The sequence below is a fragment of the Kribbella pratensis genome (assembly GCF_004365355.1).
GTDB lineage: Bacteria > Actinomycetota > Actinomycetes > Propionibacteriales > Kribbellaceae > Kribbella.
The window spans coordinates 659,675-684,726 of record NZ_SODP01000004.1 but is presented as its reverse complement, the minus strand read 5'-3'; the positions used below and the strand labels follow the sequence as shown (position 1 = coordinate 684,726).

Here is a 25,052-nt window from a genome sequence, read left to right as displayed (position 1 = left end):
TCAGTCCTGGTCGAAGATGGGACGCAGCCGGGCGCGCGAGGCTTCGATATGCGACCGCATCGCCGCGGCCGCCTCCTCCGGGTTGCCCTTGCGGACAGCGGTCACCACTACCTTGTGCTCTCGCAACGCCTTCGTCGCGATGCCGCCACCGTAGTACAGCCGGAACAGATGCAGGTGGCAGTGTGTCCGCTGGAAGGACAGGCGGGCCGTCTCGTTGCCGGCCAGCTCCAGGACGAGGTCGTGGAACCGCTGGTCGTGCGCCGCCATCGCGCGATAGCTCTCGTACGACGGACGGTCGGGTACGTCGGTGTAGCTGAGCATCTCCGCCTTCAACCGGGCCAGGTCCTCGGATCCGGACCGCTCGGCAGCCCGCGCGGCCGCCCAGGGCTCGATGTGCAGGCGGTACTCGAACAGGTCCTCGAACTCCTCGCGGGTCAGCCGCGAGGACACGCGGTACCCGCGCAGCGGCTCCTTGATCACCAGGCCGTCGGACTCCAGCCGGGCCAGTGACTCCCGGATCGGGGTCTGGGAGATGCCCAGCTCGCGGGTCAGCGCGTCGATGTTCAGCCGGGTGCCCGGCTCCACCACGCTGTCCATGATCAGGCCCTTGACCGTCTCGTAGACGTCGTCGCTCAGCACCTGTCGCTGGGGCAGGCGGGCGAGCTGCCCTGCGAGCCCAACATGCGCATCCGTCACTGTCACTCCTCCCGGAACGCTCATTCTGCCCCACACTTGACGGCTCCAGTGTGAAGCGGGAGCATCAGGTACGCAATATCCTATAGGATCTGGAGCCGCCCGATGATCATCAGCTGTCGTCGAACCGCCGTGAGCTGCCGGTGAGCACGATCACCGAGGCTACGGCCTACCTGGTCGATCTCGAGGTCGAGACGGTACGCACCGACGCCGTACAGTCGTTTCTGAAGCAGGAGACGATCTTCGTCTCCCTGTCGACCACCGACGGGCTGACCGGACTCGGGTACTCGTACACGATCGGCACCGGCGGCACAGCCGTGCTTGCGTTGTTGCGGGACCACCTGCTGCCCAGATTGGTCGGCAAGGACGCGCGGAACGTCGAAGAGCTCTGGTCGGACCTGTTCTGGTCCACCCACGCCACGACGGTCGGTGCGATCACGTCACTCGCGCTGGCGGCCGTAGACACCGCACTGTGGGATCTGCGGTGTCTGCGGGCCGGTGAGCCGCTGTGGCGGCTGGCTGGTGGCTATCGGCAGCAGGTGCCGCTCTACGACACCGAGGGCGGTTGGTTGCACCTGACAACCGATGAGCTGGTCGCGGGCGCACTGGCGTCGCAGAAGGCCGGGTGGCCCGGTGTGAAGCTCAAGGTTGGCAAACCGCGGGTACATGAGGACGTGGAGCGGCTGCGCGCAGTACGGGATGCCGTGGGGCCGTCGATGGACATCATGGTCGATGCGAACCAGTCCATGACGTACGCCGAGGCGAAGCGCCGGGCCGCCGCGTTCGAGGCGGTAGACCTGTCCTGGTTCGAGGAACCGCTGCCGGCGGACGACGTGACCGGACATGTGCGGCTGGCCGAGTCGACGTCGATCCCGATCGCGGTGGGGGAGTCCTTGTACTCCGTCTCGCAGTTCCGGGAGTACGTCGCTGCCGGTGGTGCCGGGATCGTGCAGGTGGACGTGGCACGGATCGGTGGGATCACGCCGTGGCTGAAGGTCGCGCATCTGGCCGAGGCGTTCAACCTCGAGGTCTGTCCGCACTTCCTGATGGAGCTGCACGTCAGCCTGACCGCTGCGGTGCCGAACGGACGGTACGTCGAGCACATCCCGCAGCTGCGGGCGATCACGCAATCAGAGATGGCTGTGGTCGACGGGCATGCGGTAGCGCCCGACGTACCTGGTCTGGGCATCGACTGGGACCAGGACGCGGTTGACGACCGGCGGGTCGGATGAGCGTCTCATCTACCACCGGTGAACTGCCGAACGACCACGAGTGCGACAAGATGAGTCGACAAGCCATCCGCCTCATCGACGCCGAGGGGACAATCGCAGCATGAGCCGAGTCGACGCGCATCACCACGTGTGGGATCTGAGTGTTCGTGAGCAGACGTGGATGGTGGGCCCGGAGCTGGACCCGATCCGGCGAAACTTCTCGATCGAGGACCTCGCGCCGCTGGCCGCGGCGGCCGACATCACGTCGACCGTGCTGGTGCAGACGGTCGGTGTGGTCGAAGAGACCGTCGAGTTCCTGGAAATTGCCGCTGGCAACGATCTCGTGGCCGGTGTCGTCGGTTGGGTCGACCTGACGGCCGACGATATCGCCGACGTGCTCGACGGTCTGCTGTCCCGTCCCGACGGCTCCTACCTGAAGTCGATCCGTCACCAGGTCCACGACGAGCCGGACGACAACTGGCTCCTGCGCGCCGACGTACAACGCGGCCTGACCGCGGTCGCCGACGCCGGTCTCGCGTACGACCTCCTGACGAAGACCCCGCATCTGCCCGCCGCGATCCAAACCGCCCGCAACCTGCCCCAACTCACCTTCGTCGTCGACCACATCTCCAAACCCGTCATCGGCGAACCGCTCGAGCCCTGGGCAGGGCAGCTCCGCGAGCTCGCGGCCCTCCCCAACGTCACCTGCAAACTCTCCGGCATGGTCACCGAAGCCCCGTGGACCACCTGGAAGCCCGCGGACCTCCAGCCGTACGCCGACGTCGTACTGGACGCCTTCGGCCCCGACCGAGTGATGTTCGGCTCCGACTGGCCCGTCTGCCTCCTGGCCGCCACCTACGACCAGGTCGTAGAAACCGCCGAAACCCTCACCTCCAACCTCACCCCCACCGAGCTCGACGCAATCTTCACGACAACAGCCACCCGCACCTACAAGCTGTAATGGATCTCCTGGCGATCTGTCGGCGTACGCTCGGCGCGGAGCTGACGGAAGCCGTCGAGCTCGGGTACGGGTCGTACAACAGCGTCTACAGGGTCGAGCTGGCCGGGTGGGACGAGCCAGTGATACTCCGGGTGGCGCCCGGAGAGGATCAGCAGTTCGGATCCGAGCGACACCTGATGCGGAACGAGTACGCCGCCGTGCCTTGGCTGGGCGTGATCGCCTCGTTGATGCCACGGGTGCTGGCTGTCGACTGGTCGCACGACCTCATCGACCGGGACTGGATGATCCAGTCGTGCCTGCCTGGGGTGCCGGCGCCGGACGGGTTGGGGCGTTATCCGCGGTCGGGGCGTACTACGTTCTTCCGGCAGCTCGGCGCGATCGCCCGCGCGGTGCACGACGTACGCGGACCGTACTTCGGTCGCGTGGACGGGCCGAGGTACGCGTCGTGGAGTGAGGTGGTGATCTCGTCGTTCACGCAGATCGCGGAGGACTTGGATCGGGTGGGGCTCGACGCGGCGGATGTGCGGAGGGCTGCGGTGATGGCTGCGGACGGTCCGCTGGATGAAGTGCAAGAGCCGCGGCTGCTCGCGGGGGATCTGTGGACGGTCAACTGCCTGCTGGATGCTGACGCAGCTGAGCCGCTCATCTCCGGGGTGCTGGACTTCGATCGGGCCGAGTTCGGTGACCCTGCGGCGGACTGGACGATCCGGATGGCGCAGGCGAAATCGGACGAGCGCGAAGCGTTCTGGGAGTCGTACGGCGCATTGGATCGCTCACCCAACGCGCTGTGGCGGGCGAAGATCTACGAAGCCCGTCACCTTGCGGCGATCCGCCTGGAGCGTCATCGGCTCGGCAAGGTCGAAGCCGTCCGGGAGAGCTACGAGGCGATGGCGAAGGTCCTTAGTTAGCGTCGGGTGGGACGAACTCGACGCGGACGCCGATGAGGCGGATCGGGCGGCGGATTTCGAACTTCTGGAGGAGGTCGAGGGCTGTGGTGGCGATGACCTCGGGGTCCTGGGTCGGGGTCTTGAGTTTGCGGCTCTTGATCGGGGTGTAGAAGCTGATGAAGCGGAGCTTCACCCAGACGCGCTGGATGGTGCGGCCGTCGGCGACGACCTCGCGGGTGACTTCTTCGGCGATGCGGCGGAGCTCGCGTTCGATGTCGGGGAGTTCGACCAGGTCTGTCGCGAAGGTCTCCTCGTGGCTGCGGGAGACCGGTTCGCGGGGGACGTCGGTGACGTGTGTGTCGCCGAGACCCCGCCCGAGGGCGGCGTACCAGGCGCCCATGTTGGGGCCGAAGCGTTTCTTCAGCACGTCGACGTCGGCGGCCGCCAGCTCGGCGACGGTGGTGATGCCGAGTTCGTTGAGGTTCTTCTCCATCCGGCTGCCGATGCCCCAGAGGTCGCGGATCGGGCGGTGGTCCATCACCTCGCGCCAGTTCGCGGCCGTGAGCCGGTAGATGCCGGCGGCGGAGCCTTCGCCCGCGCCGGCGAAGGGCGCCGCGTGGGAGCGGGAGTGCTTGGCGAAGTTGGTGGCGAGTTTGGCCCGCGTCTTGTTGTCGCCGATGCCGACCGCGCACGTCAGTGAGGTTCGCTCCTCGACGGCGGCGCGCAGCGCGACGGCCAGCGCCTCCGGATCGTCGGTCTCCGCGCCGACGAAGCATTCGTCCCAGCCCCAGACCTCCACCACGACCGGGAACGAGCGCAGCGTGTCCATCACCTCGGCCGACGCCGCGTCGTACGCAGCAGGGTCCGACGGGAGGAACACCGCCTGCGGACACTTCTTGTACGCCGCCCGCACCGGCATCCCGGAATGTACGCCGAACTCGCGCGCCTCGTACGACGCCGTGGCGACCACCTGCCGTGGTTGGGTCGGATCGCCGGACCCGCCCACCACGACAGGTAGCCCACGCAGCTCAGGCCGCCGCCGGATCTCCACGGCCGCGATGAACTGATCCATGTCCACGTGTAGGACCCACCAGCTCATACCCCACAGATAACCACATCAGCTCGACGCGCTGGAGTACGTCAGCAAGCCGCGCCGCCAGACCAGCCGAACTAGTGTCATCGCCACTACCGCGAGTCCAAGCCCGAGCGCGACCGGCCCCCAGCTGAGATCGCCCGCGAGCGCCCGCACCGGGAAGGTTGTCGCGAACGCCACCGGAAACGCGAACGTCAGGAACGTCCGCACCACGCCCGGGAAGAACGCCAACGGGTACCGCCCGGCCTCCACCATGCTCAGGAAGACGACCCCGATCGGGTTCACCGACTGCAGCCAGAACGCCAGGAAGGACATCGCCGACCACACCGCCGTCAGCAACACCAATCCGCAGCCGACCAGCACGACCCCCTGCACCACCTGCCCGAACCCGGGCCGCAGATCCGACTGCACCAGACCGATCACGAGCACAACGAGGCCGCTGGCAACGTTCGTCAGCTCGGCGACATTGATCCAGCGCAGGGTCAGGTAGAACTGACTCGACACCGGCCGCAGCAGGACGCTGTCCAGCTCGCCTTCGGTGAGGTACGTCGTCATCCGGTTCAGGTTCGGCGCCACGAAGGTCGCGATCAGCCCGGTGACGATCTGATACACGCCGACCAGCGCGATCACCTCGGCCCGCGACCAGCCGTGCACCTCGGCCGTGAACCCGAACAGCAGCAAGGTCGGCACGATCCCCAACCCCAACTGCACAAGACCCACCAGCAGCGTGGTCAGGAAATGCGCGCGGTACTGCGTTTCGCGAACCACCGCCTGAGCGAAGAACCGCCGCCACAGCCGGACATGCCGCCAGTGCATGTGCAGCCGGTTCCGGTCGAGCGAAGTCCGCTCCTCTGCGTGCGTGTTCATGCTCCCACCGCCGAATACGCCCGGATCCCCGCCGCCCACACGAGTCGAGCGAGCGCGCCGAGCACAACGACGTACCCGAGCTGGATCCCCAACCCGGCAAGCAAGTCGCGGCCGGTCAGCTGACCCGCGACGATCTCGACCGGGAACGACACCGTGTACCGGAACGGCTGGTGGTCGACGAAACCGCGCGACCACGAAGGCATCAGCGCCAGCGGTACGACCGCACCGGACAGAACGCTCGCGATGATGACGCGCGCCTGGACCAGCGCGCCGACGTCGTCCATCCAGAACGCCAGCGCCGCGATCAGGATGTCGATCGTGAACACCAGCACTGCACCGAGCACGATGCTGATCGCGAACAACGCCCACCGCCCAGCATCCGCCGGCAGATTCATCGAGTCGCGGAAGATCCACCAGACGATGCCGATCATCGGCACCAGCGCGAACACCTTCAGGAACTTCTCCGACAGGTTGTTCGCGACGAACTTGACCAGCAACGACGCCGGCCGCACCATCCAGCTCGACAGCTTGCCGAGCCGGATGTCGTTGGCCAGGAACGCCGCCATCCACGACGACGTCGCCATCGTGACGAACCCGAGCAGCACGAAGTACGTCGTGATGTACCGCTCGTCGACCGGGAGCTGCGCGCCGTTCGCGAGCGCGGTCCGCCAGATCAGCAGCGAGATGATCGGCACGCAGATGTTGGCCAGCATGAAGATGATCCACGCCCCGCGGTACACGGACTGCTGGGCGATCTCCGCCGCCGTCATCCGGCGTACGACGCGAAGGTTTCGCACGACTGTGCTCACGATGCGTCCCCCAGCGTGCTGCGGCGCAGGAACAGGTCGCGCATGATGTCCTCGACATCGGCGTCCGCGACGTCGAGGTCCACCAGCGGACCCAGCCGGGTGAGCTGCTCCATCACGACACCGGCCCGCTCCCGATCGGCTTCGAGCTTCACCGTCTGGCCGTCGACGTCGACCGCGGTCACGCCGTCCAGCCCGTCCAGGCGTGTTCCGTCGACAGGCGTCGCGTACGTCGCCCGCACCAGCTTGCGCGGTTGCGCCGTACGAACGAGATCGTCCAGCCCACCGTCGAACTGCAGCCTTCCGCGGTCGATGATCATCACCCGCGAGCAGAGCGCCTCGATGTCGTCCATGTCGTGGCTGGTGATCAGGATCGTCGTACCGCGCAGCCGGTTGACGTCGGCGAGGAACGAGCGCACACGGGCCTTCGCGACCACGTCGAGACCGATCGTCGGCTCGTCGAGGAACAGGATCTCCGGGCCGTGGATGAGCGCAGCCATCAGCTCGAGCTTCATCCGCTCACCGAGCGAGGTCTTGCGGACCTGGACGTTGAGCAGGTGTTCGACCTCGAGCAGCTCGGCGAGTTCGGCGACGTTGCGATCGAACTCCGCTGTGGACAAGCCGTACATGTCCTTGTGCAGCAGGAGACTCTCCATGGCCGGGACGTCCCACCACAGCATGGTCTTCTGCCCCATGACGAGCGCGATCCGGCGCAGGTAGTCGTGCTTGCGGTCCGATGGCGTGTGGCCGAGGACCTCCAGTTCTCCTGCGGTCGTGTACAGCAGGCCGGACAGCATCTTCAGGGTGGTCGTCTTGCCTGCGCCGTTCGGGCCGAGCAGGCCGACGACCTCGCCGCGGCCGATGTCGAAGGTGATCCGGTCGACGGCGAGCCGGGTCTCGTACTTGCGTTTCACCAGACTCTTCAAGGCTCCGCCGAGGCCGGCGGTCTGCTGGTGGAACGTGTAGGTCTTGGTCAGATCATGTGCCGCGATGACAGGCGGCAGGGCGTGCACAGGTGTCACGGAAGGAACACCGCTTTCGAAAGAGTCAGTTGACAGGACCGGGCAGCGCCACCGCGCAAACGCGCAGAGCGCAGGACGAGCACTTCGCCAAGAGGGTTCGGCCGGGGGACTCCGAGGTCCGTCCCGGCTGCGCGATCCGGTCCGATCGCGAAGTTCGCTAACCCTTATCCAGGCGACGTGTCGACATCGCTCCCTGTGGTCCTTTCGATGCGGCTACCGCCGACCACGGTATGACGACCGGAAAGCGTCGTCCAACAGGTTTCCACCATATATGAGATTCGTATAATATGCTTCTCATATGAACGAGATCGAACTGTCCGCCGGAACGGTGCAGTACGTCGACAGCGGGACCGACGGACCCGTGGTGGTCCTGCTCCACGGGCTGCTGATGGATGCGTCGCTCTGGGACGGCGTGATCGCCGACCTGAGCGCCGATCACCGTTGTATCGCCCCGACGCTGCCGTTCGGAGCGCACCGGCGGCCGATGAACGCCGGCGCCGACCTGTCGCTGCGAGGGATCGCCGAGCTGGTCGTCGAGTTCCTGGATCGACTCGACCTGCAGGACGTCGTACTCGTCGGGAACGACACCGGGGGAGCCGTTGTGCAGCTCGTCCTGGGAGCTGATCCCAAGCGCGTCGCGCAGGCCGTGCTGGCATCGTGCGAGGCGTTCGACAACCTGCCGCCCGGCCTGACGGGGCGCGTCCTCGCGTTCTCCGGGAGGTTGTCGCCGCGGCTGTTCGGAGCGTTCATGCAGCAGTTGCGGCTCAAGGCGGTACGCCGATCGCCGCTTGCCTTCGGGACGTTGACGAAGCGCGGCGACGCGACCACGGCGCGATGGATCAGGCCGTTGCTCGAGCAACCCGAGCTGCGCGCTGAGACAGTCCGGATGCTGCGGGCCGTGTTCGCAGACCCGGAGCTGTTGACCGAGGCGGCCGAAGGTCTCCGGCGATTCGATCGCCCGGCGCTGATCGTCTGGGCCGCAGACGATCGTGTGATGCCTACGGATCACGGCCGTCGGCTCGCCGAATTGTTGCCGCAGGCAAAGTTCGTCGAGATGGCCGACAGCTACACGCTGATTCCCCTGGACCAGCCGAGCGAGTTCGCCGGTCTGATCAGAGCTCTTTGCGCATCTGCTGGGAGATGACCGCGTAGCCGAGCGAGTCGTACAGGCCGATCGCGGTCGTGTTGTCGCCGAACACGTTCAGGTCCAGCTGCTTGTGGCCGAGGCGACGGCACTCGTCCTCCGCCGCGAGCATGATCGCCCGGCCGTAGCCTTTGCCGCGGTGGTTGCTGTCGACCTCGATGGCGTAGATGAACGGCACCCGCGATCCCGTGCTGATCCACAGGTTGCCGACCGGCTCGTCGCCGACGAGCGCGATCCAGATCAGCTGGTTCTCGGTGGCGGGGCCCTGCGGGAGCAGCCTGTTGGTCTCCTCGCGTGCGAACTTCAGCGCCTCGTCAGCGGTCAGCCCACGGACCGGGCCGATCCCGGCCGCGAATACTTCGGCGGCATGGTCCGACCAGCTTGGGTACTCGGAATCGGTGATCGGGCGAAGTTGCACCGGTGGCGTGGTCACTGACCTGACGATAGACCCCCGCAGAGCGCCGTACACCATGCTTTGCAGCAAGTGGCATATCGTGCGGCGGGTGACGGAATTGACCCTCGAGGTAGCCCAGAAGCTGTTGGCGGCGCAGCCGTTCAGTCTGCTGGTCGGGGCGCGGGTGACCGCGTTCGGGGACGGCGGCGCGACGCTCGAGCTCGACATCCGCAAGGAGCTCCAGCAGCAGAACGGGTTCCTGCACGGCGGCGTCCTCGCGTACGCCGCCGACAACGCGATCACGTTCGCGGGCGGCTCGGCGCTCGGCCCGGAGGTGCTGACCGGCGGGTTCACGATCAGCTACCTCCGCCCGGCCCGGGGTGCGATCCTCCGGGCCGAGGCAAAGGTTGCCCACTCGGGCAGGCGCCAGGCGACGTGCACCTGCGAACTCACCACGCTCGACGACGCCGGCACGCCGACCTTGTGTGCGATCGCCCAGGGCACGGTCATCGCCCGCTAGTCGAACAACTCCTCGAGGAACGACTTCTTCTTCTTGCGCGCGTGCTGGTTCCCGTACCGCCGGTCATCGTCGTACCGGCGGTCGTCGTACCGCTTCTTCTCCTCGTACCGCTTCTCCTCGTAGCGAGGCTGCGGGGACGGGGAGTTGTACTGCAGCTCGGCATCGACCAGCCGCTCGAGCTCACCCCGATCGAGAAAGATCCCCCGGCACTCTCCGCACTGGTCGACGGTGACGCTGTTGCGCTCGTACGAACGCATCTCACCGCGGCACTTCGGACACGTCAGGCTCTCCATCCAGAAACCCTAAGTGACGATTTCCGGCCGAAGGCCAACTCTCAGCGAACTCTCAGCAAGTCCTCATTTGAAGCTGGAGAGGAAGGTTTTGAGGATCGGGCCGGCGGTGTGGGAGCCGGACTCGCCGCCCTCGACGATGACCGCGAACGCGACGTCGCCGCGGTAGCCGGCCATCCACGCGTTGGTGATGACCTTGCCGCCGGAGACGAGCTCGGCCGTACCGGTCTTCGCCGCGACCGCGCCGTTGCCGGCCAGCACCTTCGCCGTACCGCTGGTGACCGTGGTCCGCATGAACGTCCGCAGCGCGGCAACGGTTGCTGCAGGCAACGGAGAGGCGGCCGCGCCGGCGGCGTCCTTACCCGGCACGAGCACGGGCTTCATCGCCGTACCGTGGTCGACCGTGGCGGCGACCAGCGAGATCGCCAGCGGACTCGCGGTGACGGTGCCCTGACCGATCATCGAGGCGGCCTCGGCGACGTCGTCCTTCGGCAGCGGCACCTGACCGCCGTACGCGTTGATCGACAGGTTCAGGTCGCGCCCGATGCCGAACATCGCCGCGGCCTTGGTCATCCCGTCCTTCGGCAGTCGCGCGTGCTGCGAGATGAACGCGGTGTTGCAGGACTCGTTGAACGCCTTCTGCATCGTGCCCGCGCCGTACGCCGCCAGACCGTCGTAGTTCTTGAAGGTCTTGCCGAAGACGTTGATCGTGTTCGTGCACGGCAGCACGGTCGCAGCCGTCTCACCGCTGCCGATCAGCGCCGCCGAGGTGACGATCTTGAACGTCGAGCCCGGCGCGTACCGGCCCTGGAACGCGCGGTTGTAGCTGGCAGGAGTCGGACCGTTCGCCGCGGCGAGGATCTGCCCGGTCGACGCCTGTACTGCGACCAGCGACGCTGGCAGCTTGCTCGTCGCCAGCGCGGCCTCGGCCGACTTCTGCATCGCGGTGTCGAGCGTGGTCTTCACCGGCTTGCCCGCGGTGCCCTTCTGGCTGAAGACGGTCTTGATGGTCAGCTTGGTCTTGCCGTCCCGCAGCGTGACGGTGCCGCCCGGCGTACCGGCGAGCTGCTGCTGGAACGCGTACTGCAACCCCGTCGTCCCGACCTGGTCCTGCGCCGAAGCCGTCGGACCGGCGTTCTTCAGCGTGTCCGCGGTCGCGGTCTTCATCGTGCCGAGCAGCGACTTGGCGAACGACGCGGTCGGCGGCAGCGACTGCGTACCGCCCATCGTCAGTACGCCGGGCAGCTTGCCCATCGTCGGCCGGAGCGCCTCCCACTCCTCGGCGCGGATCGTGATCGCGTCGACGAACTGCCCGGCCGGCGCTGCCTTCGCGCGGGCGGCGAGCTTCGCGCCGTCGACATCGAGGTACTTCGTGAACGCCGCGTACGTCGCTGGCGTCGCCGTGGCGCCCGATGCGACGCCGACGATCACGACCGGCCGGTTCGCCGTCAGCGCGACGCCGTTGCGGTCCAGGATCGAGGCACGTGCGGGCAGCGCGCGGACACGCTTGAGGTAGTTGGTGTCGCCGAGGCCCGGGTAGATGGTGTCGCCGGACGCCTTGATCTTCCACGCATCGCCGGTCTTCACCGCGGTCGCCGTACTGGTCCACTTCATCGTGCCGATACCGCGCAGCTGCGCCTCGACCGCGAGCTCCTGCGTGCAGTTGCTTGCATCGCTGCACTTCGGGTCACCCTGCGGGGTCACCGTCACGGTGCTGGCGACCAGCGCGGTGTCGGTGTCGTCGAGCCGCTTCGCGAACACGGTCGGGTTGTCGGTGAGCGCCCCGGCCGCGTCGGGCTTGCCGTCCGGCGCCCACGCCTTGACCCAGGCATCGGCGAATTGCTGGATGACGGCGCCGGAGGCCTTCTGCTCGTCGTTCCCGGACTTCCCGCCGCCGGACTTGCTGTCGGAACAACCGGCGGTGATCAGCAGACTACTCAGGCAGACGATCGCAGTGGTTCGCTTCACTTTCCCAACTCTCGCACGACGACGGGTGGACACCGGGCACAGTCTTCGGCGTGTGGCATCTCGCCACGAGGGCGAAACTACTCAATCCGCGCAAGTACGACGCGCCTGACCGCTCAGGAGTTGGCGTCAGAGCGAGCGTGAATCAGGGGCAAGAGGTTGCGTGAATCGACCGGCTCTGATTGTGGAACCGCGTTCCAGCGCCGCCTGACGCGGCGTATTCTGCTCCTTTGTGACCCGCCTAGCGCTGCACAGCCGACTGATTCCCGGTACCGAAGAGGCCTACGAGCTCGAGCACGCTCGCGTCTGGCCGGAACTGATCACGGCGATGCACGCCGCCGGTATCAGCGACTGGTCGATCTGGCGCAGCGGCCGCGACCTGTTCCACCTGGTCGTCGCCGACGATTTCGAGGCCGCGGTCGAGTACCTCCGCAACGACCCGACCGACCAGCGCTGGCAGCAACACATGAGCCAGTTCGTCGAGGGCTTCGCCCAGAACCCGGAAGGCGTAGCCGGCCAGTCCCTGCGCCACGTCTGGACCATGAGCGAACAAGTCGACTAGTACATCTCCCAAACCAGCAGCTCAACGCCTGCTGGTCCGGCCGTGATCCGCTGGCCGTCGGACGGAGTCAGGCGTACGGCGTCCGCAGTGGCCAGCTCGCCCGCGCCCTCGAGCGTCGCCGTTCCCGTCGCGACGAACAGGTGCAGGTACGGCGCTGCAGGCAGCTGGATGCCCTGCGCCGGGGCGAGGCGGGCCACTGACATGCCTGCGGCCGGCTGATTGAGGCGGATCGCGGTACTGGCAGCGTGCTTGGACAGCCCCGAAGCGACCGGGATCAGTTCACCCGTGCTGAGATCCAGCTCGGTCTGCTCGTACGACGGCGGCAGGTCGAGCCGCTCCGGCCGGACCCACATCTGCACGTAATGCACCGGGTCGTCGCCGTCGTTCCACTCCGAGTGCTGGATCCCCGAGCCCGCACTCATCCGCTGCGCCAGCCCCGGATACACCACGCCGCTGTTCCCCTGCGAATCACGATGCGCCAGCGCACCCCGCAGTACCCAGGTCACAATCTCCAGGTCCTGATGCGGATGCGTCTCGAAACCGGTGCCCGGAGCAACCGTCTCGTCGTTGTGCGCAACCAGGAACCCGAACCCCACGTTCGCCGGGTCGTAGTGCGCCCCGAACGAGAACGAATGCCGGGAGTCCAGCCACTCGCTCGCCGTACGAAACCGCTCGCCCGCCCGACGGATCTCCATGAGGTCTAGTAATACCCCGTCTGCCCGTCGAGCGACTCCCGCATGGTGTCCAGCTGACCGAGATGCCGGGCGGTCTCCTCGACCATGTGGATCAAGATCCACCGCAACGACGGCTGGAACTCCGCGTCCTTGCTGACGTCATCCAGCGCGTGGGCAGCGGTGATCTCGTTCGACTGCGCCCATTGCGCCTTGTACTCGTCCAGCAGACGCGCCAGCGGTACTCCGTCCACTCTCCAGTCGGCGCTCTTCGGCTCCTTCTGGAACTGCGGGTTGGTCGTCTCCGGCTCTCCCAGGAAGATCACGTTGAACCAGCAGTGCTCCGTCCAGCGCAGGTGCGACACCAACCCGGCCGGCGTCATCAACGGCGAGGTCGGGAACACCGCCCGGTGCTCGTCGGCTTCGGCGAGCCCTTCCAGCTTCCGCCGTACCAGGGCCCGCTGCAGGTCCAGCCAGCCGACCAGCTGCACCCGTTCATCGGCCGTCAACGGCGGCCGCTTGTCGTAGAAGTTCATCCCCGGACCGTAGTCAACGAACCGGTCCACCCGCACAAAAGGGACTGCGCCGCTCGGTGGGCGGCGCAGTCCCGGTTCTGGTACGACGGTTGGTCAGCCGGTCGGGTTCCCGTTGTCGGAGCCGAGGGTGGCCTTGATGGACTGGGGCTTGCCGTCGCGGGTGACGGTCAGCGTGACCTGGTCGCCCGGGCGGTGCGAACGGACTGCGGCGACCAACGCGTCCCCTGACGAGATCGCCTTACCGTCAACAGCGGTCACCACATCACCTGACTGGAGACCGGCTTTGTCCGCCGCACCGCCGGACGTGACCTCGCCGAGGCGTGCTCCGTTCGTGAGCCCGTCGGAGGACTGCGCGTCGCCGACCGTCACACCGAGCCGCGCATGCGTGGCCTTGCCCTTGGCCACCAGCTCGTCGATGATCGGCTTGGCCTGGTCGATCGGGATAGCGAACCCCAGGCCGATGTTGCCGCCTTCGGATTGTCCCGATCCGCCGGCGGTTTTGATCGCGCTGTTGATACCGACCACCTGGCCGGCGAGGTCGATCAGGGCGCCGCCGGAGTTACCCGGGTTGATCGCGGCGTCCGTCTGGATTGCTGGGAAGACTGTCGTGCTGTCCTGCTGCTCGTCGCCCGACGTCACCGGCCGGTTCAGCGCCGAGACGATGCCGCTGGTGACGGTCGCCTCCAGGCCGAACGGCGAGCCGATCGCCACCACGCCCTGCCCCACCGCGAGCTTGCCGCTCGACCCCAGCGTGGCCGGGGTCAGGTCGGTCGCGTTGGCGTGGATGACGGCGAGGTCGGTCAGCGGGTCGGTGCCCTTGATCGTGGCGTTGACCGTGCGGCCGTCGTTCAGCATCACGGTGATCGTGGCGCCCTGCCCGGCACCCGCGACCACGTGGTTGTTCGTGACGATCAGGCCGTCCTTGCTGATCACGATGCCGGACCCGGTCGCTGCGCCCTGGGACGTCGCGACGGCGATCTTCACCACGCTCGGAAGCACCTTGGCCGCCGCGCTCTGCACGGAGCCGTCCGGCGCGGCCGCGGGTGCGGCCTGGTTGCCGTTCAGCGGTGCGGTCACGGACGGCGTGTTCGTGGTGTGGTCGTTGGTCGCCGAGTACACGGCAGCTCCGCCGACGCCACCGGCCAGTCCGACGAGCAGCGCGGTCAGCGCCACTACTGCCAGGCCGGCCCGCTTCTTCGGCTTCTCCGCCGTAGCGGTCGCCGTGCCCGGCTGCGGTCCGAAGGGCCAGCTCGGGCCCGGAGACGTCCCCTGATGCGTCCCCGGCGCTCCGAACTGCGGGTAAGCACTCCCACCTGCGGGGTACTGTCCCGGCCGCTGCCCCTGCGGCCCCGAATCCGGCCTCTGCTGTCCCGGCTGACCACCCTGCGGCGCGAACTGCTGTTGCTGATGCTGCCCGTACATCGGCAACTGCTGCGTCCGCTCCGGCCCCTGCGGACCTGGCGGGTTCTGGCCGGGCTGGTTCTGCGGCGGCTGGTTCTCGGTCATGTCAATACTGTGTCCGCCGGACCTGAGAAGGCCCTGAAGATCCGCTCGGAGTGACCGAAGAACTCCATGAAGATCCTCTGAAGGATCGGTCAGGAACTCTTCAGCGCGTCTGAGTGGCGGCGTGCGGCAGCCACAGAGTGAACTGCGCGCCGGCGCCGGGAACGTTCCGGGCGTAGATCATGCCGCCGTGCTGCTCGGCCGCGTGCTTCACGATGGCCAGCCCCAGGCCGGAGCCGGGCCGGCTGCGGGCCTCGCTGGAGCGGTAGAAGCGCTCGAAGACGTGTGGCAGGTCCGCCTCGGCTATGCCGGGCCCTGAGTCTGTGACTGTCAGTACGCCGTCCAGCAGGCGAACCGTGACGTGTGCGACCGGCTGCCCGTCGCTGCGCGGCTCCGCGCCCTCGGGGACGCTGTACTTCGCCGCGTTGTCGAGCAGGTTGGTCACGGCCCGTCCGAGCAGGCGCTCGTCGCCCCAGACCGGGAACGGAGTGATCTGCACGTCCCACTCCAGCCCGGGTGCGCGGCGGCGCACCTTCATCACCGCGTCCTCGACCACGTTGGAGAGCTCGATCAGCTCCGCGTTGCGCACCTGCGGTGTATCGCGGGCCAGCTCGGTCAGGTCGCCGATCAGCGTGGTCAGCTCGTCCATCTGAGCGCGGACGTCGTCCAGCAGCTGCTGGCGGTCCTCCGGGCGGAGTCCGCCGCGTTTGTCCGCCTGGGCGAGCAGGTCGAGGTTCGTGCGCACGCTGGTGAGCGGCGTACGCAGCTCATGCCCCGCGTCACCGACCAGCCGGCGCTGCCGGTCGCGCGACTGTGCGAGCGCGCCGAGCATCGCGTTGAACGCCATCGCCAGACGGGAGATCTCGTCCGTGCCGCCCACCGGGATCGGCTTCAGGTCCTCGGTCCGCGCGACGTGTTCGGCCGCTCCGGTCAGCCGGGCCAACGGTCGCAGACCGGACCGGGCTACAGCATTGCCGGCCAGGGCGGCGCCGATCACACCGATCAGCCCGAACGCCCACAGCACCACGCCGAGGTTGTGCAGGGTCTCGTCGATCGGGCCGAGCGATTGTGCGACCACCAACGCCCCGGGCTGGAGGAAGTTCTCCGGCTCCGCTCGGCAGGCGTCGGTCCGGCCCTGCGGGCAGTAGCTCGCGGGGACGGCGACCACGCGGAAATGCGATCCGCCGTTGCGTATGCCTGCGGTCCGCAAGCTCGCCGCGCTGCCCTGGTCCCGCGCTACCTGGAGCTCGTCCTGGCCCATCGGCGGCAGCAGGCTGTTCGGCGGCCCGAACTGCTGCCCGTCCGCGCCGATCACGCCGACGCGGATGTCGCTCAGACCCAGAGCGTCGGAGGGAACGCCCTGCAGGATCGTGAGGTCGGTCAGAACGCCCTTCTTCGCGGCCGCGACGGCTCGCTGGGTCAGGCTGTTGTCGAGGTTCTGGTACATCTGCTGGCGCACAGTGATGTACGCCGCGACGCTGACGATCGCTACCGCCAGCCCGACCGCAACGGCGGCGAGCAGCGTCACGCGTGCGTGCAGGCTGAGTTTGTGGAGGGTCTCGTTCCACCAGGTCTGGGTGCGGGCAGCCGTCGCCGCAACCCGGTTTCCGTTGCCATTGGCAGCGGGCGGCGCGGGCTGTTGCGGTTCGCGTTGCGGTTGCTGCGGTCGTCCGGCGTACGACGGGAAGTCGTCGGGGTGTTGCTGACTCACGGTGGGGTATCCCTCAGCACGTACCCGATGCCGCGGACGGTGTGGATCAGGCGGGGCAGGCCGTTGACCTCGGTCTTACGGCGCAGATAGCCGATGTAGACCTCGAGCGAGTTCGCCGTCGTGGGGAAGTCGTAGCCCCAGACCGCGTCCAGGATGACCGCGCGCTCGAGCACCCGGCGCGGGTTGCGGATCAGCAGCTCGAGCAACGAGAACTCGGTCCGGGTGAGCTGCATGGCGACGTCGCCCCGGTGCACCTCGTGCGCGTCGACGTCGACCACGAGGTCGGCGTACTGCAGCACTTCGCCGCGCTGGCCGCCCTCGCCGGGCGTGCTGCTGCGGCGCAGCAGTGCGCGCAGCCGGGCCAGCAGCTCCTCGAGCGCGAACGGCTTGGTCAGGTAATCGTCGCCGCCGGCGTCCAGGCCGTCCACCCGGTCCGCGACCGCGTCCCGCGCGGTCAGCACCAGGATCGGCACATTGTTGCCCGCGGCCCGCAAGGCCTTGGTGGTCTCGAGCCCGTCCAGCCGCGGCATCATCACGTCCATCACCACGACGTCCGGCTCGACGTTGCCGATCACCGCGAGCGCCTCGGCGCCGTCGGACGCGGTCACCACCTCGAAGTCGTTGAACTCCAGCGAACGGCGCAGCGAGTCCCGGACCGCACGGTCGTCGTCCACCACCAGTACTCGCATCGTCTGCCCCGCTCCACTCGAAGTTCCGAAACCGAGAGTAAGTCGCTTCTGTGAGAATCGCCTGAGAACCCGCTGATCGCTCGCACAACACCTCCAGGACACCTTAGGTTGCCAGCTGTGGACCTTCTCGAATTCACGCCCGAGCCCGCCGAACTCGCCTGGACCTTCGGCGGCGCGCCGCCCGTACGCCGGGTCAAGCCCGGCACCGCCCTCCGGTTGTGGACCGAGGACGCGTTCGCCGGCAGCCTCCGCAGTACGACGGACCTGGCGAGCGCCTCGCTGAACATGCCGTTCGTCAATCCGCAGACCGGGCCGTTCTACGTCGAGGGCGCCGAGCCGGGGGACACCCTGGCGCTGCACTTCGTCGAGCTGACGCCGGCCCGGAGCTGGGGCGCGTCGGCGACCATCCCGTTCTTCGGTGGCCTGACGAGTACCGACCGGACCGCCACGCTGCAGGACCCGCTGCCGGAGCGGACTTGGATCTACGAGGTGGACACCGCGAACCGGACCGTCGGGTTCCAGGCGCAGGGCAGTGACTTCGAGGTCGCCCTGCCGCTGGAGCCGATGCTGGGCACGGTCGGCGTGGCGCCGGCCGCTGGGGAGGTCCGGTCAGCGCTGGTGCCGGACATGTTCGGCGGCAACATGGACACGCCGGAGATGCGCGCAGGGGCGACCTGCTACCTGAGGGTCAACGTCGAGGGTGCGCTGTTCTCGGTCGGTGACGGTCACTACCGCCAGGGCGAGGGCGAGTCCTGCGGTACGGCGGTCGAGGGCGCGATGAACGTCGTACTGATCGTCGACCTGCTCAAGACACCCGGACCGGTCTGGCCGCGGCTGGAGAACGACGAGTACCTCGCGGTCATCGGCTCGGCCCGGCCGCTCGAGGACGCGTGGCGTGCCGGCCAGGTCGACATGGTCAACTGGCTCGGCTCGCTCTACGGCCTGGACAAGCTGGACGCGTACCAGCTGCTGAGCCAAGTCAGTGAGGTCCCGCTGGCCAACGTAGTGGACGCCAACTACAGCGTGGTCACCAAGGTCCCGAAGCGACTGCTCCCACCGGTCACGGCGTACGACGGCATCCACCAGCAGCTGCGGACTGCGCTCAGCTGAACTCTTGTACGACGTCCTCGGCGTAGCGCTGCATCGGCTCGTGGTCGTATGCGACGCCGGGGATGTACGAGATCACGTAGTCGACCCCTGCCTCGGCCAGCTGCTCGATGTGCTCGCTGAGCTCCTTGGTCGTGATCACATCCGCCAGCACGTGGGACGTGCCGCCGGAGCCGATCTCCAGGAACTCCTCCAGGCTGTACCGCCCGCGGGCCTTGGCTGTCGCAATTTCCGGGTCGGCGCCGGACTCGATCGGGAACACGTTCAGGCTGGTCGACTTGATGATCTCGTCGTAGTCGCGGCCGACCTCCTCACAGTGCTGCCGGAGGATCGCGAGCTTGTGCTTGATGACCTCGACGCGTCCGGTGCCGAAGTTGCAGGCGTCGCCGTACTTTGCAACTAGTCGCAATGTGACGCGTTCACCGCCTCCGCCGATCCAAAGCTTGGGTTTGCGCCGCGGTTCGACGTACGGCTTGTCGACCGAGTGGTATTGCCCCTCGAACACCACGTCGTCCTCGGTCCACAGCCGATGGATCAGCTCGATCGACTCGACGAACGAGCCCATCCGCTCCTTCTGGCTCGTCCACGGGTACCCGTACGCCTTCCACTCGTGCTCCGACCAGCCCGCGCCCAGTCCGGCGTACATGCGCCCGTGGCTCGCGACGTCCACAGTGGCTGCCATCTTGGCGACCAGTGCGGGGTTGCGGTAACCGTTGCAGCCGACCAGTTGGCCCAGGTTCACCCGCGAGGTGTCCCGTGCCAGAGCCGCTGTCGTGGTCCACATCTCGAAGACGGTCTCGCGGACGGGCTCAGGAACGGTGTGGAAGTGATCGAAGAGCCAGATCGAGTCCCACGGACCTGCGTCCGCTGCCTTGGCCACTGCGGTCATGGCTTCCCACTGCTCGACCGGGTCCTCCAGCTCGATCAGATCCATCCGCCAGCCCTGCGGTACGAACACTCCGAATTTCATGCACTCCTCCGAGAGATTGCGACTCCAGTCAGGCACAGCGCCCCGCCGGCCAGCGCAAGCACGGCAGGGGTCTCGCCCAGGAACAGCCAGCCCAGCACGATCGCCACAACCGGTACGGCGTACACCGTGACGCCCATGCGTCCCGCACTGGTACGGCGGAGCGCGAAGGCCCAGGTGGTGAAGCCGAGCGCGGTGGGGAAGGCGGCCAGGTACACGACCCACCAGATCGTCGATGCGTCAGCAGTGCGGAGCTCATCGACCAGCGTGGGGGCGAAGGGCAGGCAAACGACAGCACCGATCGTGCAGGCGAGCCAGGTGACCTCAGCGGCGGGCAGTCTGCTCAGCAGCGGCTTCTGCGTGACCACACCGACGGCGTACGAGATCGCAGCGACGACGCAGAGCACGACGCCCCAGGTCTCGGCGCGGCCGCTGGAGGTCGACGTACCGATGATGACGATGCCCGCGAACGCGACCAGGCTGCCGATCACCAGCTGCCGCGGGAAGCCTTCACCGAGACCCAGGCCCGCGAGTACGGCGATCAGCAGCGGGGCGATGTGGACGAGCATGGCCGACGTACCGGCGTCGAGCCGCCGTTCGGCCTCGTTGAGGGCGATGTTGTAGACGCCGAACCACAGCACCCCGCAGGCGATCAGCGGCAGCCAGTCGCGCTGGGAAGGCCATCGGCGTACGGCGGGCGTGCGGCGGGTGAAGAGCAGTGCGCCGAGGAAGATGCTGCCGAGCCCGAGCCGGGCCAGCGACAGGGCGCCGGCTGAGATCTCGGTGCCGACATGCCGGATGGCGACGAAGGACGAGGCCCACAGGACGACGGTCACGGCAGCGGCGCCGGTGGCGAGTCCGGCGCGGGGCGGGGCTTCTGCGATGGTTGTCACGGTCACTACAGTAGGAACGGAGTCTGCGAGTTTCTATGGCAGATCGGAGCCTAGGAGGCGGTTTTGCTTACCGAAACGAGAAGCCAGATGCCGGATGAGCTCAATACCCGCATCCTGGACGAGCTGATCGCCGATCCGCGGCTGCGGACCACCGAGCTGGCGCGCCGGCTCGGCGTCTCCACGCCGACCGTGCGGGAGCGGGTCGCGCGGCTGGAGGAGTCGGGCGTGATCCGCGGGTACCGCGTCGACATCGACCCGGCAGCGCTCGGCCGCCCGGTCGCCGCCTGGGTCCGGCTACGCCCCGGGCCGAACCAGATCCCGAAGATCATCGAGCTCGCCGGTCGTACGCCGGAAGTCGTCGAGTGCCACCGGATCTCCGGTGAGGACTGCTTCCTGATGCGGGTCCAGGTCGCCGAGATCGCTGCGCTCGAGGACGTTCTGGACAAGTTCCTGGTGCACGGCCAGACCACGAGCTCGTTCATCGTCTCGACCCCGGTCCCGCCACGCAGCGTGCCCTTGTCCGCTGGGTGAACCCCAACCACCGTCGGGAGTGGTCTGCATCACTAGTCTGGTGCCGACTTCACAGCGACGTTCCCCGGAAGGACCCTGGCCCATGGCTGCCGACAAGTCTGTCCGCAGAGTTGCCCTGCTCACCGCCGGCGGGCTTGCGCCCTGCCTGTCGTCCGCCGTCGGCGGGCTGATCGAGCGCTACACCGAGGTAGCGCCCGACGTGGAGATCATCGCCTACCTGAACGGATACCACGGTCTGCTCAGCGGCCGGTTCCTCGACGTGACGCCGGAGGTGCGGGAGAAGGCCTCGCTGCTGCACAAGTTCGGCGGCAGCCCGATCGGCAACAGCCGGGTCAAGCTGACCAACACCGCGGACCTGGTCAAGCGCGGCCTGATCCAGGACGGGCAGAACGCCCTCCAGGTCGCCGCCGAGCGGCTGGTCGCGGACGGTGTCGACGTACTGCACACCATCGGCGGTGACGACACCAACACCACGGCCGCCGACCTCGCGGCGTACCTGCACGAGCACGACTACGACCTGACCGTGGTCGGTCTGCCGAAGACCATCGACAACGACGTGATCCCGATCCGGCAGAGCCTGGGCGCGTGGACCGCGGCCGAGCAGGGCGCGCTGTTCGCCCGCAACATCATCGCCGAGCACAGCTCGAACCCGCGGATGCTGATCGTCCACGAGGTGATGGGGCGGAACTGCGGATGGTTGACCGCGGCAACGGCTCGGGAGTACCAGCAGTGGGTCGACGAGCAGGAGTGGAACCCCGGCATCGGCCTGGACAAGGCCGGTTGGTCGGTGCACGCCGTGTATGTGCCAGAGGCAACGATCGACCTGGACGCCGAGGCCGAGCGGCTGCGCAAGGTGATGGACTCCGAGGACTGCGTGAACATCTTCCTGTCCGAGGGCGCCGGCGTGCCGTCGATCGTGGCCGAGCTGGAGGCCCGCGGTGAGGACGTCCCGCGGGACCCGTTCGGGCACGTGAAGCTGGACACGATCAACCCGGGCGCGTGGTTCGCGAAGCAGTTCGCGGAGCGAATCGGTGCCGAGAAGACCATGGTGCAGAAGAGCGGGTACTTCAGCCGCTCGGCCGCGTCCAACGACCGCGACCTCGCGCTGATCAAGGAGTGCACCGACTACGCGGTCGACGCCGCGCTCCGCGGTGAGAGCGGCGTGGTCGGTCACGACGAGGAGCGCGGCGACGAGCTGCGCGCGATCGAGTTCCCGCGGATCGCCGGCGGCAAGGAGTTCGACCCGACGGTCGACTGGTTCGTCAGCCTGAAGTCGGGGATCGGCCAGGCCTAGTGGCTGAGGCGGCCGACCCACTGGTCGGCCGCCTTCTCGATCTGTTCGAGGACCACGTCGAAGCCGTCGTCCTCGCCGTAGTACGGATCCGGTACGTCGTCCGCCGCGAACAGCTGCGCCGTCGTACCCCGGCGGCTCAGCTCGGCGACATGCCCCGAGTCCATCGCGAGGGTGAGATCCGCGGCCCGCTCGAACCGGCGAGCCCGGTGCGCGCTGCCGTCGTACCCGCGCCGGCGCAGTGCGGCTGCGGCGCGTGGGTCCATCGGGTCGCCGACGTGCCAGCCGCCGGTGCCTGAGCTGGTCACCTCCACGTCGTCGATCCCGGCGTCGGCGAGCTTGGCCCGCAGGACCACCTCGGCCATCGGTGACCGGCAGATGTTCCCCGTGCAGACGATCTCCACGTGCCGCACTAGTGGACTTCGGCCTTCTCCGGCAGAACGACGTTGATGATCATGCCGACGATCGTGATGATCAGCGCGCCGAACAGCGCGGACCAGAAGCCGTTCACGTGGAACTGGACGTCGAGCTTGCCGGTGATCCAGGACGTCAGCCACAGCATCAGCGCATTGATCACGAAGGTCAGCAGACCGAGCGTGAGGATCAGCAGCGGGAACGACAGCACCTTCACCACGGGCTTCACGATCGCGTTCACGACACCGAAGATCGCGGCGACGATCAGCAGCGTGAGCACGCGCTTGCCGGTGGTCGCACCCTGCAGGGTGATGCCGGCCACGAGCCAGCTTGCCACTGCCAGCGCGACCGCGTTGGCCAGCAGCCTGATGATCAAGTTCTTCATGGCGTCGATCCTCCCATCCACGCGGTAGCAACCACGCTCGGTACACACCCTGATCCAACCCTGGGTCTTGACAGCGAAAATGACCAAGTGATCTGATCATTTTCATGTCGCGCCCCCTGGTAGCAGTTGTCGCGTTGTCTCTCACGGCAGCGGGCCTCGGTATGCCTGCCGCCTCCGCCGCCCCCGCCACCCCGTCGAGCTGCAGCGCGGTGAGCACGAACTGGACCGCCCGGACGACCCCGCACGCCGCGCCCGAGCAGCTCCTGAACGCCTACAGCAACACCGGGAAGGGATGGACCGGAGCGGACAGCACGTACTCCGTCGCGCTCCCCGGTGGACGGACGGCGTGGATCTTCTCCGACACGTTCCTCGGACCGGTGAACCCCGACGGCAGTCGCCCGACGACCGCGCCGTTCATCAACAACTCGTTCGTGATCCAGCAGGGCGAGAGCCTGAAGACGGTCACCGGCGGTACGTCGACCAACCCGACGGCGCTCATCCCGCCGCCGTCCGACGGCTGGTACTGGGTCGGTGCCGCGCAGACCAGCCACGCGGGCCGAGACCTCGATGTGGTCGCGCTGCGCTTCGTGAAGACCGGCACCGGTCAGTGGGACTGGCACTGGGCCAGCAACTACCTCGCCCGTTTCGACAGCAAGACCTTGAAGCTCGAATCCCTTACGCCACTGCCTTCGGCGGCGAATGTGCAGTGGTCGGCTTGGTTGCTGCGCGATCGCGGCTACACCTACATCTACGGGGTCGAGGACCTGGGCGCCTCGAAGTACCAGCACGTCGCTCGCGTCCGTGGTGATGACCTGACGGCGAAGCCGTGGGAGTACTGGACCGGCTCCGGCTGGTCATCCGACGAGAGCGCCTCGGCACGCGTGCTCGAGGGGGTGGCCAACGAGCACAGCGTCACCAGCTTCAAGGACGGCTACCTGCTGGTCACGCACGACACCAAGGAGCTGTTCAGCAAGCGTGTCGTCGGGTACTTCTCCTGCTCGCCGACCGGTCCGTGGGTGAAGCCGGTCGAGCTGTACCAGACGCCGGAGACGGGTGGGAACATCATCACGTACAACTCGCACGAGCACCCGGACCTGCGCCGCGGCAACGAGCTCCTGGTGAGCTACAACGTCAACAGCCTCGTCAGCGACGACCTGTACGGCGACGTGAGCATCTACCGGCCGCGGTTCCTGGCCGTGACGCTGGTGGCCGCCAAGTGAGCACTCCGGGTGGCGTCGTACGCCGCAGTCTCCTGGATGATCTGGCGACGTCAATGCTCTCGCTGATCGCCGACCGGAAGCTGTCGGTCGGTGACCAGTTCGAGTCCGTCCGGTCGCTGGCCGAGCGGTTCAAGGTCGCCGTACCCACCGTCCGGGAGGCGCTCCGCCGACTGGAGGCGACCGGCGCAGTGGAGCTCCGCCACGGCTCCGGTGTGTACGTCGGTCCGAACGTGGGCCGACTTGTGCTGGCCAACCCTCTGGCGCTCGCGCCCAGTGCCGACCGGTTGGTCGAGCTACTGCAGGCTCGCGCGCTGATCGAGCCACCTGTTGCCGCACTGGCCGCGGCGACGCGTGGCGCGGCCGCACTCGAGCAGATGGAGCAGGACCTGGCCACTGCGGCTGAGCTGATCGCATCCGGCGACCATGCCCGGTTGGCCGAGGTGAACATGGACTTCCACCGCTCGCTGGCCCAGGCGTCCGGCAACGCGACTCTGGCCGAGGTGGTCGAGTCGGTGACCGTCGTTAACGCACGGGAGCAACTGGAGATCCTGCACATCCACGGCGACCGGCAGGCCGACCTGGACGAGCACCGCGCGATCTACGAAGCGGTTCGCTCCGGCGACTCAGATCTCGCCGAGCTACTCACCCGCGAACACCTTGACGGCGTACTGACCGTCATCAATGACCGACTTCAGCACCCCTGAGCTGGAAGGACGCAC

General features: G+C 67.6%; 28 protein-coding genes. 11 read left to right on the top strand and 17 right to left on the bottom strand.

Annotation, left to right across the window (positions count from 1 at the left end; all coding sequences use genetic code 11):
- Nucleotides 1–696 (bottom strand): GntR family transcriptional regulator, encoded by a 696-nt coding sequence (locus EV653_RS37670; RefSeq protein ID WP_134110793.1) that lies wholly within the window; start codon nucleotides 694–696, stop codon nucleotides 1–3.
- A 140-nt stretch (nucleotides 697–836) separates the two neighbouring features.
- Between EV653_RS37670 and EV653_RS37665 the strand changes: the two genes are divergently transcribed.
- The 3 genes from EV653_RS37665 to EV653_RS37655 all read left to right on the top strand — a co-directional run bounded on the left by EV653_RS37665 (nucleotide 837) and on the right by EV653_RS37655 (nucleotide 3,773).
- Complete coding sequence (locus EV653_RS37665) at nucleotides 837–1,925, top strand: mandelate racemase/muconate lactonizing enzyme family protein (protein ID WP_134110791.1); 1,089 nt, start codon at nucleotides 837–839, stop codon at nucleotides 1,923–1,925.
- A gap of 100 nt (nucleotides 1,926–2,025) precedes the next feature.
- Nucleotides 2,026–2,865: an amidohydrolase family protein gene (locus EV653_RS37660; RefSeq protein ID WP_134110789.1), complete on the top strand. Its 840-nt coding sequence runs from the start codon at nucleotides 2,026–2,028 to the stop codon at nucleotides 2,863–2,865.
- Nucleotides 2,865–3,773, top strand: a complete 909-nt coding sequence (locus EV653_RS37655) for a phosphotransferase family protein (protein WP_134110787.1) — start codon at nucleotides 2,865–2,867, stop codon at nucleotides 3,771–3,773. The genes EV653_RS37660 and EV653_RS37655 overlap by 1 nt, the downstream gene beginning before the upstream one ends.
- Here EV653_RS37655 and EV653_RS37650 read toward each other — a convergent pair.
- Genes EV653_RS37650 through EV653_RS37635 form a run of 4 tightly spaced genes read right to left on the bottom strand, consistent with a single transcriptional unit; the run spans nucleotide 3,766 to nucleotide 7,540 of the window.
- Complete coding sequence (locus tag EV653_RS37650; RefSeq protein WP_134110785.1) at nucleotides 3,766–4,851, bottom strand: DNA polymerase IV; 1,086 nt, start codon at nucleotides 4,849–4,851, stop codon at nucleotides 3,766–3,768. The genes EV653_RS37655 and EV653_RS37650 overlap by 8 nt on opposite strands.
- An 18-nt stretch (nucleotides 4,852–4,869) precedes the next feature.
- Complete coding sequence (locus EV653_RS37645; protein ID WP_134110783.1) at nucleotides 4,870–5,712, bottom strand: ABC transporter permease; 843 nt, start codon at nucleotides 5,710–5,712, stop codon at nucleotides 4,870–4,872.
- Nucleotides 5,709–6,521 carry an ABC transporter permease gene (locus EV653_RS37640; protein ID WP_134110781.1) on the bottom strand — a complete coding sequence of 271 codons (813 nt, stop codon included), beginning with the start codon at nucleotides 6,519–6,521 and terminating at the stop codon, nucleotides 5,709–5,711. The genes EV653_RS37645 and EV653_RS37640 overlap by 4 nt, the downstream gene beginning before the upstream one ends.
- Entirely contained in the window at nucleotides 6,518–7,540 is a 1,023-nt protein-coding gene (locus tag EV653_RS37635; protein WP_134110779.1) for an ABC transporter ATP-binding protein, read from the bottom strand. Before EV653_RS37635 ends, EV653_RS37640 begins: the two co-directional genes overlap by 4 nt.
- 298 nt (nucleotides 7,541–7,838) lie before the next feature.
- Here EV653_RS37635 and EV653_RS37630 point away from each other — a divergent pair, with 298 nt between their 5' ends.
- Nucleotides 7,839–8,684 (top strand): alpha/beta fold hydrolase, encoded by an 846-nt coding sequence (locus EV653_RS37630; RefSeq protein WP_134110777.1) that lies wholly within the window; start codon nucleotides 7,839–7,841, stop codon nucleotides 8,682–8,684.
- Here the strand turns inward: EV653_RS37630 and EV653_RS37625 are convergent.
- Nucleotides 8,653–9,117 (bottom strand): GNAT family N-acetyltransferase, encoded by a 465-nt coding sequence (locus tag EV653_RS37625; RefSeq protein ID WP_238160709.1) that lies wholly within the window; start codon nucleotides 9,115–9,117, stop codon nucleotides 8,653–8,655. The two genes, EV653_RS37630 and EV653_RS37625, sit on opposite strands and share 32 nt — an antisense overlap.
- Before the next feature lie 70 nt (nucleotides 9,118–9,187).
- On the opposite strand from EV653_RS37625, the gene EV653_RS37620 reads away from it, so the two are divergent.
- A complete protein-coding gene (locus EV653_RS37620; RefSeq protein ID WP_238160708.1) occupies nucleotides 9,188–9,598 on the top strand; it encodes a PaaI family thioesterase in 411 nt (136 codons plus the stop codon).
- Here EV653_RS37620 and EV653_RS37615 read toward each other — a convergent pair.
- Both EV653_RS37615 and EV653_RS37610 read right to left on the bottom strand, forming a co-directional pair.
- Nucleotides 9,595–9,891, bottom strand: coding sequence for a TFIIB-type zinc ribbon-containing protein (locus EV653_RS37615; RefSeq protein ID WP_134110773.1), 297 nt, complete (start codon nucleotides 9,889–9,891; stop codon nucleotides 9,595–9,597). The genes EV653_RS37620 and EV653_RS37615 overlap by 4 nt on opposite strands.
- A gap of 63 nt (nucleotides 9,892–9,954) precedes the next feature.
- Nucleotides 9,955–11,856, bottom strand: coding sequence for a penicillin-binding transpeptidase domain-containing protein (locus EV653_RS37610; RefSeq protein WP_134110771.1), 1,902 nt, complete (start codon nucleotides 11,854–11,856; stop codon nucleotides 9,955–9,957).
- 229 nt (nucleotides 11,857–12,085) lie between these two features.
- On the opposite strand from EV653_RS37610, the gene EV653_RS37605 reads away from it, so the two are divergent.
- On the top strand, nucleotides 12,086–12,415 hold the full coding sequence (locus tag EV653_RS37605; RefSeq protein WP_134110769.1) for an L-rhamnose mutarotase: 330 nt from the start codon (nucleotides 12,086–12,088) through the stop codon (nucleotides 12,413–12,415).
- On the opposite strand, the gene EV653_RS37600 is transcribed toward EV653_RS37605, so the two are convergent.
- The 5 genes from EV653_RS37600 to EV653_RS37580 all read right to left on the bottom strand — a co-directional run bounded on the left by EV653_RS37600 (nucleotide 12,412) and on the right by EV653_RS37580 (nucleotide 17,525).
- Entirely contained in the window at nucleotides 12,412–13,110 is a 699-nt protein-coding gene (locus EV653_RS37600; RefSeq protein WP_134110767.1) for a pirin family protein, read from the bottom strand. The genes EV653_RS37605 and EV653_RS37600 overlap by 4 nt on opposite strands.
- A 5-nt stretch (nucleotides 13,111–13,115) precedes the next feature.
- Nucleotides 13,116–13,622 carry a DinB family protein gene (locus EV653_RS37595; RefSeq protein WP_134110765.1) on the bottom strand — a complete coding sequence of 169 codons (507 nt, stop codon included), beginning with the start codon at nucleotides 13,620–13,622 and terminating at the stop codon, nucleotides 13,116–13,118.
- Between the two features lie 93 nt (nucleotides 13,623–13,715).
- Nucleotides 13,716–15,128, bottom strand: coding sequence for a S1C family serine protease (locus EV653_RS37590; RefSeq protein WP_134110763.1), 1,413 nt, complete (start codon nucleotides 15,126–15,128; stop codon nucleotides 13,716–13,718).
- 100 nt (nucleotides 15,129–15,228) lie between these two features.
- Entirely contained in the window at nucleotides 15,229–16,836 is a 1,608-nt protein-coding gene (locus EV653_RS37585; protein ID WP_202872005.1) for a sensor histidine kinase, read from the bottom strand.
- Nucleotides 16,833–17,525: a response regulator transcription factor gene (locus EV653_RS37580; protein ID WP_134110761.1), complete on the bottom strand. Its 693-nt coding sequence runs from the start codon at nucleotides 17,523–17,525 to the stop codon at nucleotides 16,833–16,835. The genes EV653_RS37585 and EV653_RS37580 overlap by 4 nt, the downstream gene beginning before the upstream one ends.
- A 117-nt stretch (nucleotides 17,526–17,642) precedes the next feature.
- Between EV653_RS37580 and EV653_RS37575 the strand changes: the two genes are divergently transcribed.
- Nucleotides 17,643–18,635, top strand: a complete 993-nt coding sequence (locus EV653_RS37575) for an acetamidase/formamidase family protein (protein ID WP_134110759.1) — start codon at nucleotides 17,643–17,645, stop codon at nucleotides 18,633–18,635.
- On the opposite strand, the gene EV653_RS37570 is transcribed toward EV653_RS37575, so the two are convergent.
- Together EV653_RS37570 and EV653_RS37565 are read right to left on the bottom strand one after the other, a co-directional pair.
- The gene (locus EV653_RS37570) at nucleotides 18,628–19,602 is read right to left on the bottom strand and encodes a TIGR03560 family F420-dependent LLM class oxidoreductase (RefSeq protein ID WP_134110757.1); all 975 of its coding nucleotides are present in this window, start codon (nucleotides 19,600–19,602) and stop codon (nucleotides 18,628–18,630) included. The two genes, EV653_RS37575 and EV653_RS37570, sit on opposite strands and share 8 nt — an antisense overlap.
- Nucleotides 19,599–20,492 (bottom strand): DMT family transporter, encoded by an 894-nt coding sequence (locus EV653_RS37565; protein WP_134110755.1) that lies wholly within the window; start codon nucleotides 20,490–20,492, stop codon nucleotides 19,599–19,601. Before EV653_RS37565 ends, EV653_RS37570 begins: the two co-directional genes overlap by 4 nt.
- An 87-nt stretch (nucleotides 20,493–20,579) precedes the next feature.
- Here EV653_RS37565 and EV653_RS37560 point away from each other — a divergent pair, with 87 nt between their 5' ends.
- Nucleotides 20,580–21,023: an Lrp/AsnC family transcriptional regulator gene (locus tag EV653_RS37560; RefSeq protein ID WP_134110753.1), complete on the top strand. Its 444-nt coding sequence runs from the start codon at nucleotides 20,580–20,582 to the stop codon at nucleotides 21,021–21,023.
- Between the two features lie 82 nt (nucleotides 21,024–21,105).
- Entirely contained in the window at nucleotides 21,106–22,317 is a 1,212-nt protein-coding gene (locus EV653_RS37555; protein ID WP_134110751.1) for a pyrophosphate--fructose-6-phosphate 1-phosphotransferase, read from the top strand.
- On the opposite strand, the gene EV653_RS37550 is transcribed toward EV653_RS37555, so the two are convergent.
- Together EV653_RS37550 and EV653_RS37545 are read right to left on the bottom strand one after the other, a co-directional pair.
- On the bottom strand, nucleotides 22,314–22,718 hold the full coding sequence (locus EV653_RS37550) for a low molecular weight protein-tyrosine-phosphatase (protein WP_370359359.1): 405 nt from the start codon (nucleotides 22,716–22,718) through the stop codon (nucleotides 22,314–22,316). The two genes, EV653_RS37555 and EV653_RS37550, sit on opposite strands and share 4 nt — an antisense overlap.
- Before the next feature lie 8 nt (nucleotides 22,719–22,726).
- Nucleotides 22,727–23,113 (bottom strand): phage holin family protein, encoded by a 387-nt coding sequence (locus EV653_RS37545; protein ID WP_134110747.1) that lies wholly within the window; start codon nucleotides 23,111–23,113, stop codon nucleotides 22,727–22,729.
- A gap of 209 nt (nucleotides 23,114–23,322) precedes the next feature.
- On the opposite strand from EV653_RS37545, the gene EV653_RS37540 reads away from it, so the two are divergent.
- Nucleotides 23,323–24,333: a DUF4185 domain-containing protein gene (locus tag EV653_RS37540; RefSeq protein WP_202872004.1), complete on the top strand. Its 1,011-nt coding sequence runs from the start codon at nucleotides 23,323–23,325 to the stop codon at nucleotides 24,331–24,333.
- Nucleotides 24,330–25,037, top strand: a complete 708-nt coding sequence (locus EV653_RS37535; protein ID WP_202872003.1) for a FadR/GntR family transcriptional regulator — start codon at nucleotides 24,330–24,332, stop codon at nucleotides 25,035–25,037. Before EV653_RS37540 ends, EV653_RS37535 begins: the two co-directional genes overlap by 4 nt.
- The last annotated feature ends 15 nt before the right edge of the window (nucleotides 25,038–25,052 follow it).

Coding starts and splice junctions, on each gene's coding strand:
- EV653_RS37660 (WP_134110789.1), top strand. CDS start 2,026: ATGAGCCGAGTCGACGCGCATCACCACGTGTGGGATCTGAGTGTTCGT.
- EV653_RS37655 (WP_134110787.1), top strand. CDS start 2,865: ATGGATCTCCTGGCGATCTGTCGGCGTACGCTCGGCGCGGAGCTGACG.
- EV653_RS37650 (WP_134110785.1), bottom strand. CDS start 4,851: ATGAGCTGGTGGGTCCTACACGTGGACATGGATCAGTTCATCGCGGCC.
- EV653_RS37645 (WP_134110783.1), bottom strand. CDS start 5,712: ATGAACACGCACGCAGAGGAGCGGACTTCGCTCGACCGGAACCGGCTG.
- EV653_RS37630 (WP_134110777.1), top strand. CDS start 7,839: ATGAACGAGATCGAACTGTCCGCCGGAACGGTGCAGTACGTCGACAGC.
- EV653_RS37615 (WP_134110773.1), bottom strand. CDS start 9,891: ATGGAGAGCCTGACGTGTCCGAAGTGCCGCGGTGAGATGCGTTCGTAC.
- EV653_RS37600 (WP_134110767.1), bottom strand. CDS start 13,110: ATGGAGATCCGTCGGGCGGGCGAGCGGTTTCGTACGGCGAGCGAGTGG.
- EV653_RS37595 (WP_134110765.1), bottom strand. CDS start 13,622: ATGAACTTCTACGACAAGCGGCCGCCGTTGACGGCCGATGAACGGGTG.
- EV653_RS37590 (WP_134110763.1), bottom strand. CDS start 15,128: ATGACCGAGAACCAGCCGCCGCAGAACCAGCCCGGCCAGAACCCGCCA.
- EV653_RS37580 (WP_134110761.1), bottom strand. CDS start 17,525: ATGCGAGTACTGGTGGTGGACGACGACCGTGCGGTCCGGGACTCGCTG.
- EV653_RS37570 (WP_134110757.1), bottom strand. CDS start 19,602: ATGAAATTCGGAGTGTTCGTACCGCAGGGCTGGCGGATGGATCTGATC.
- EV653_RS37560 (WP_134110753.1), top strand. CDS start 20,580: ATGCCGGATGAGCTCAATACCCGCATCCTGGACGAGCTGATCGCCGAT.
- EV653_RS37555 (WP_134110751.1), top strand. CDS start 21,106: ATGGCTGCCGACAAGTCTGTCCGCAGAGTTGCCCTGCTCACCGCCGGC.
- EV653_RS37545 (WP_134110747.1), bottom strand. CDS start 23,113: ATGAAGAACTTGATCATCAGGCTGCTGGCCAACGCGGTCGCGCTGGCA.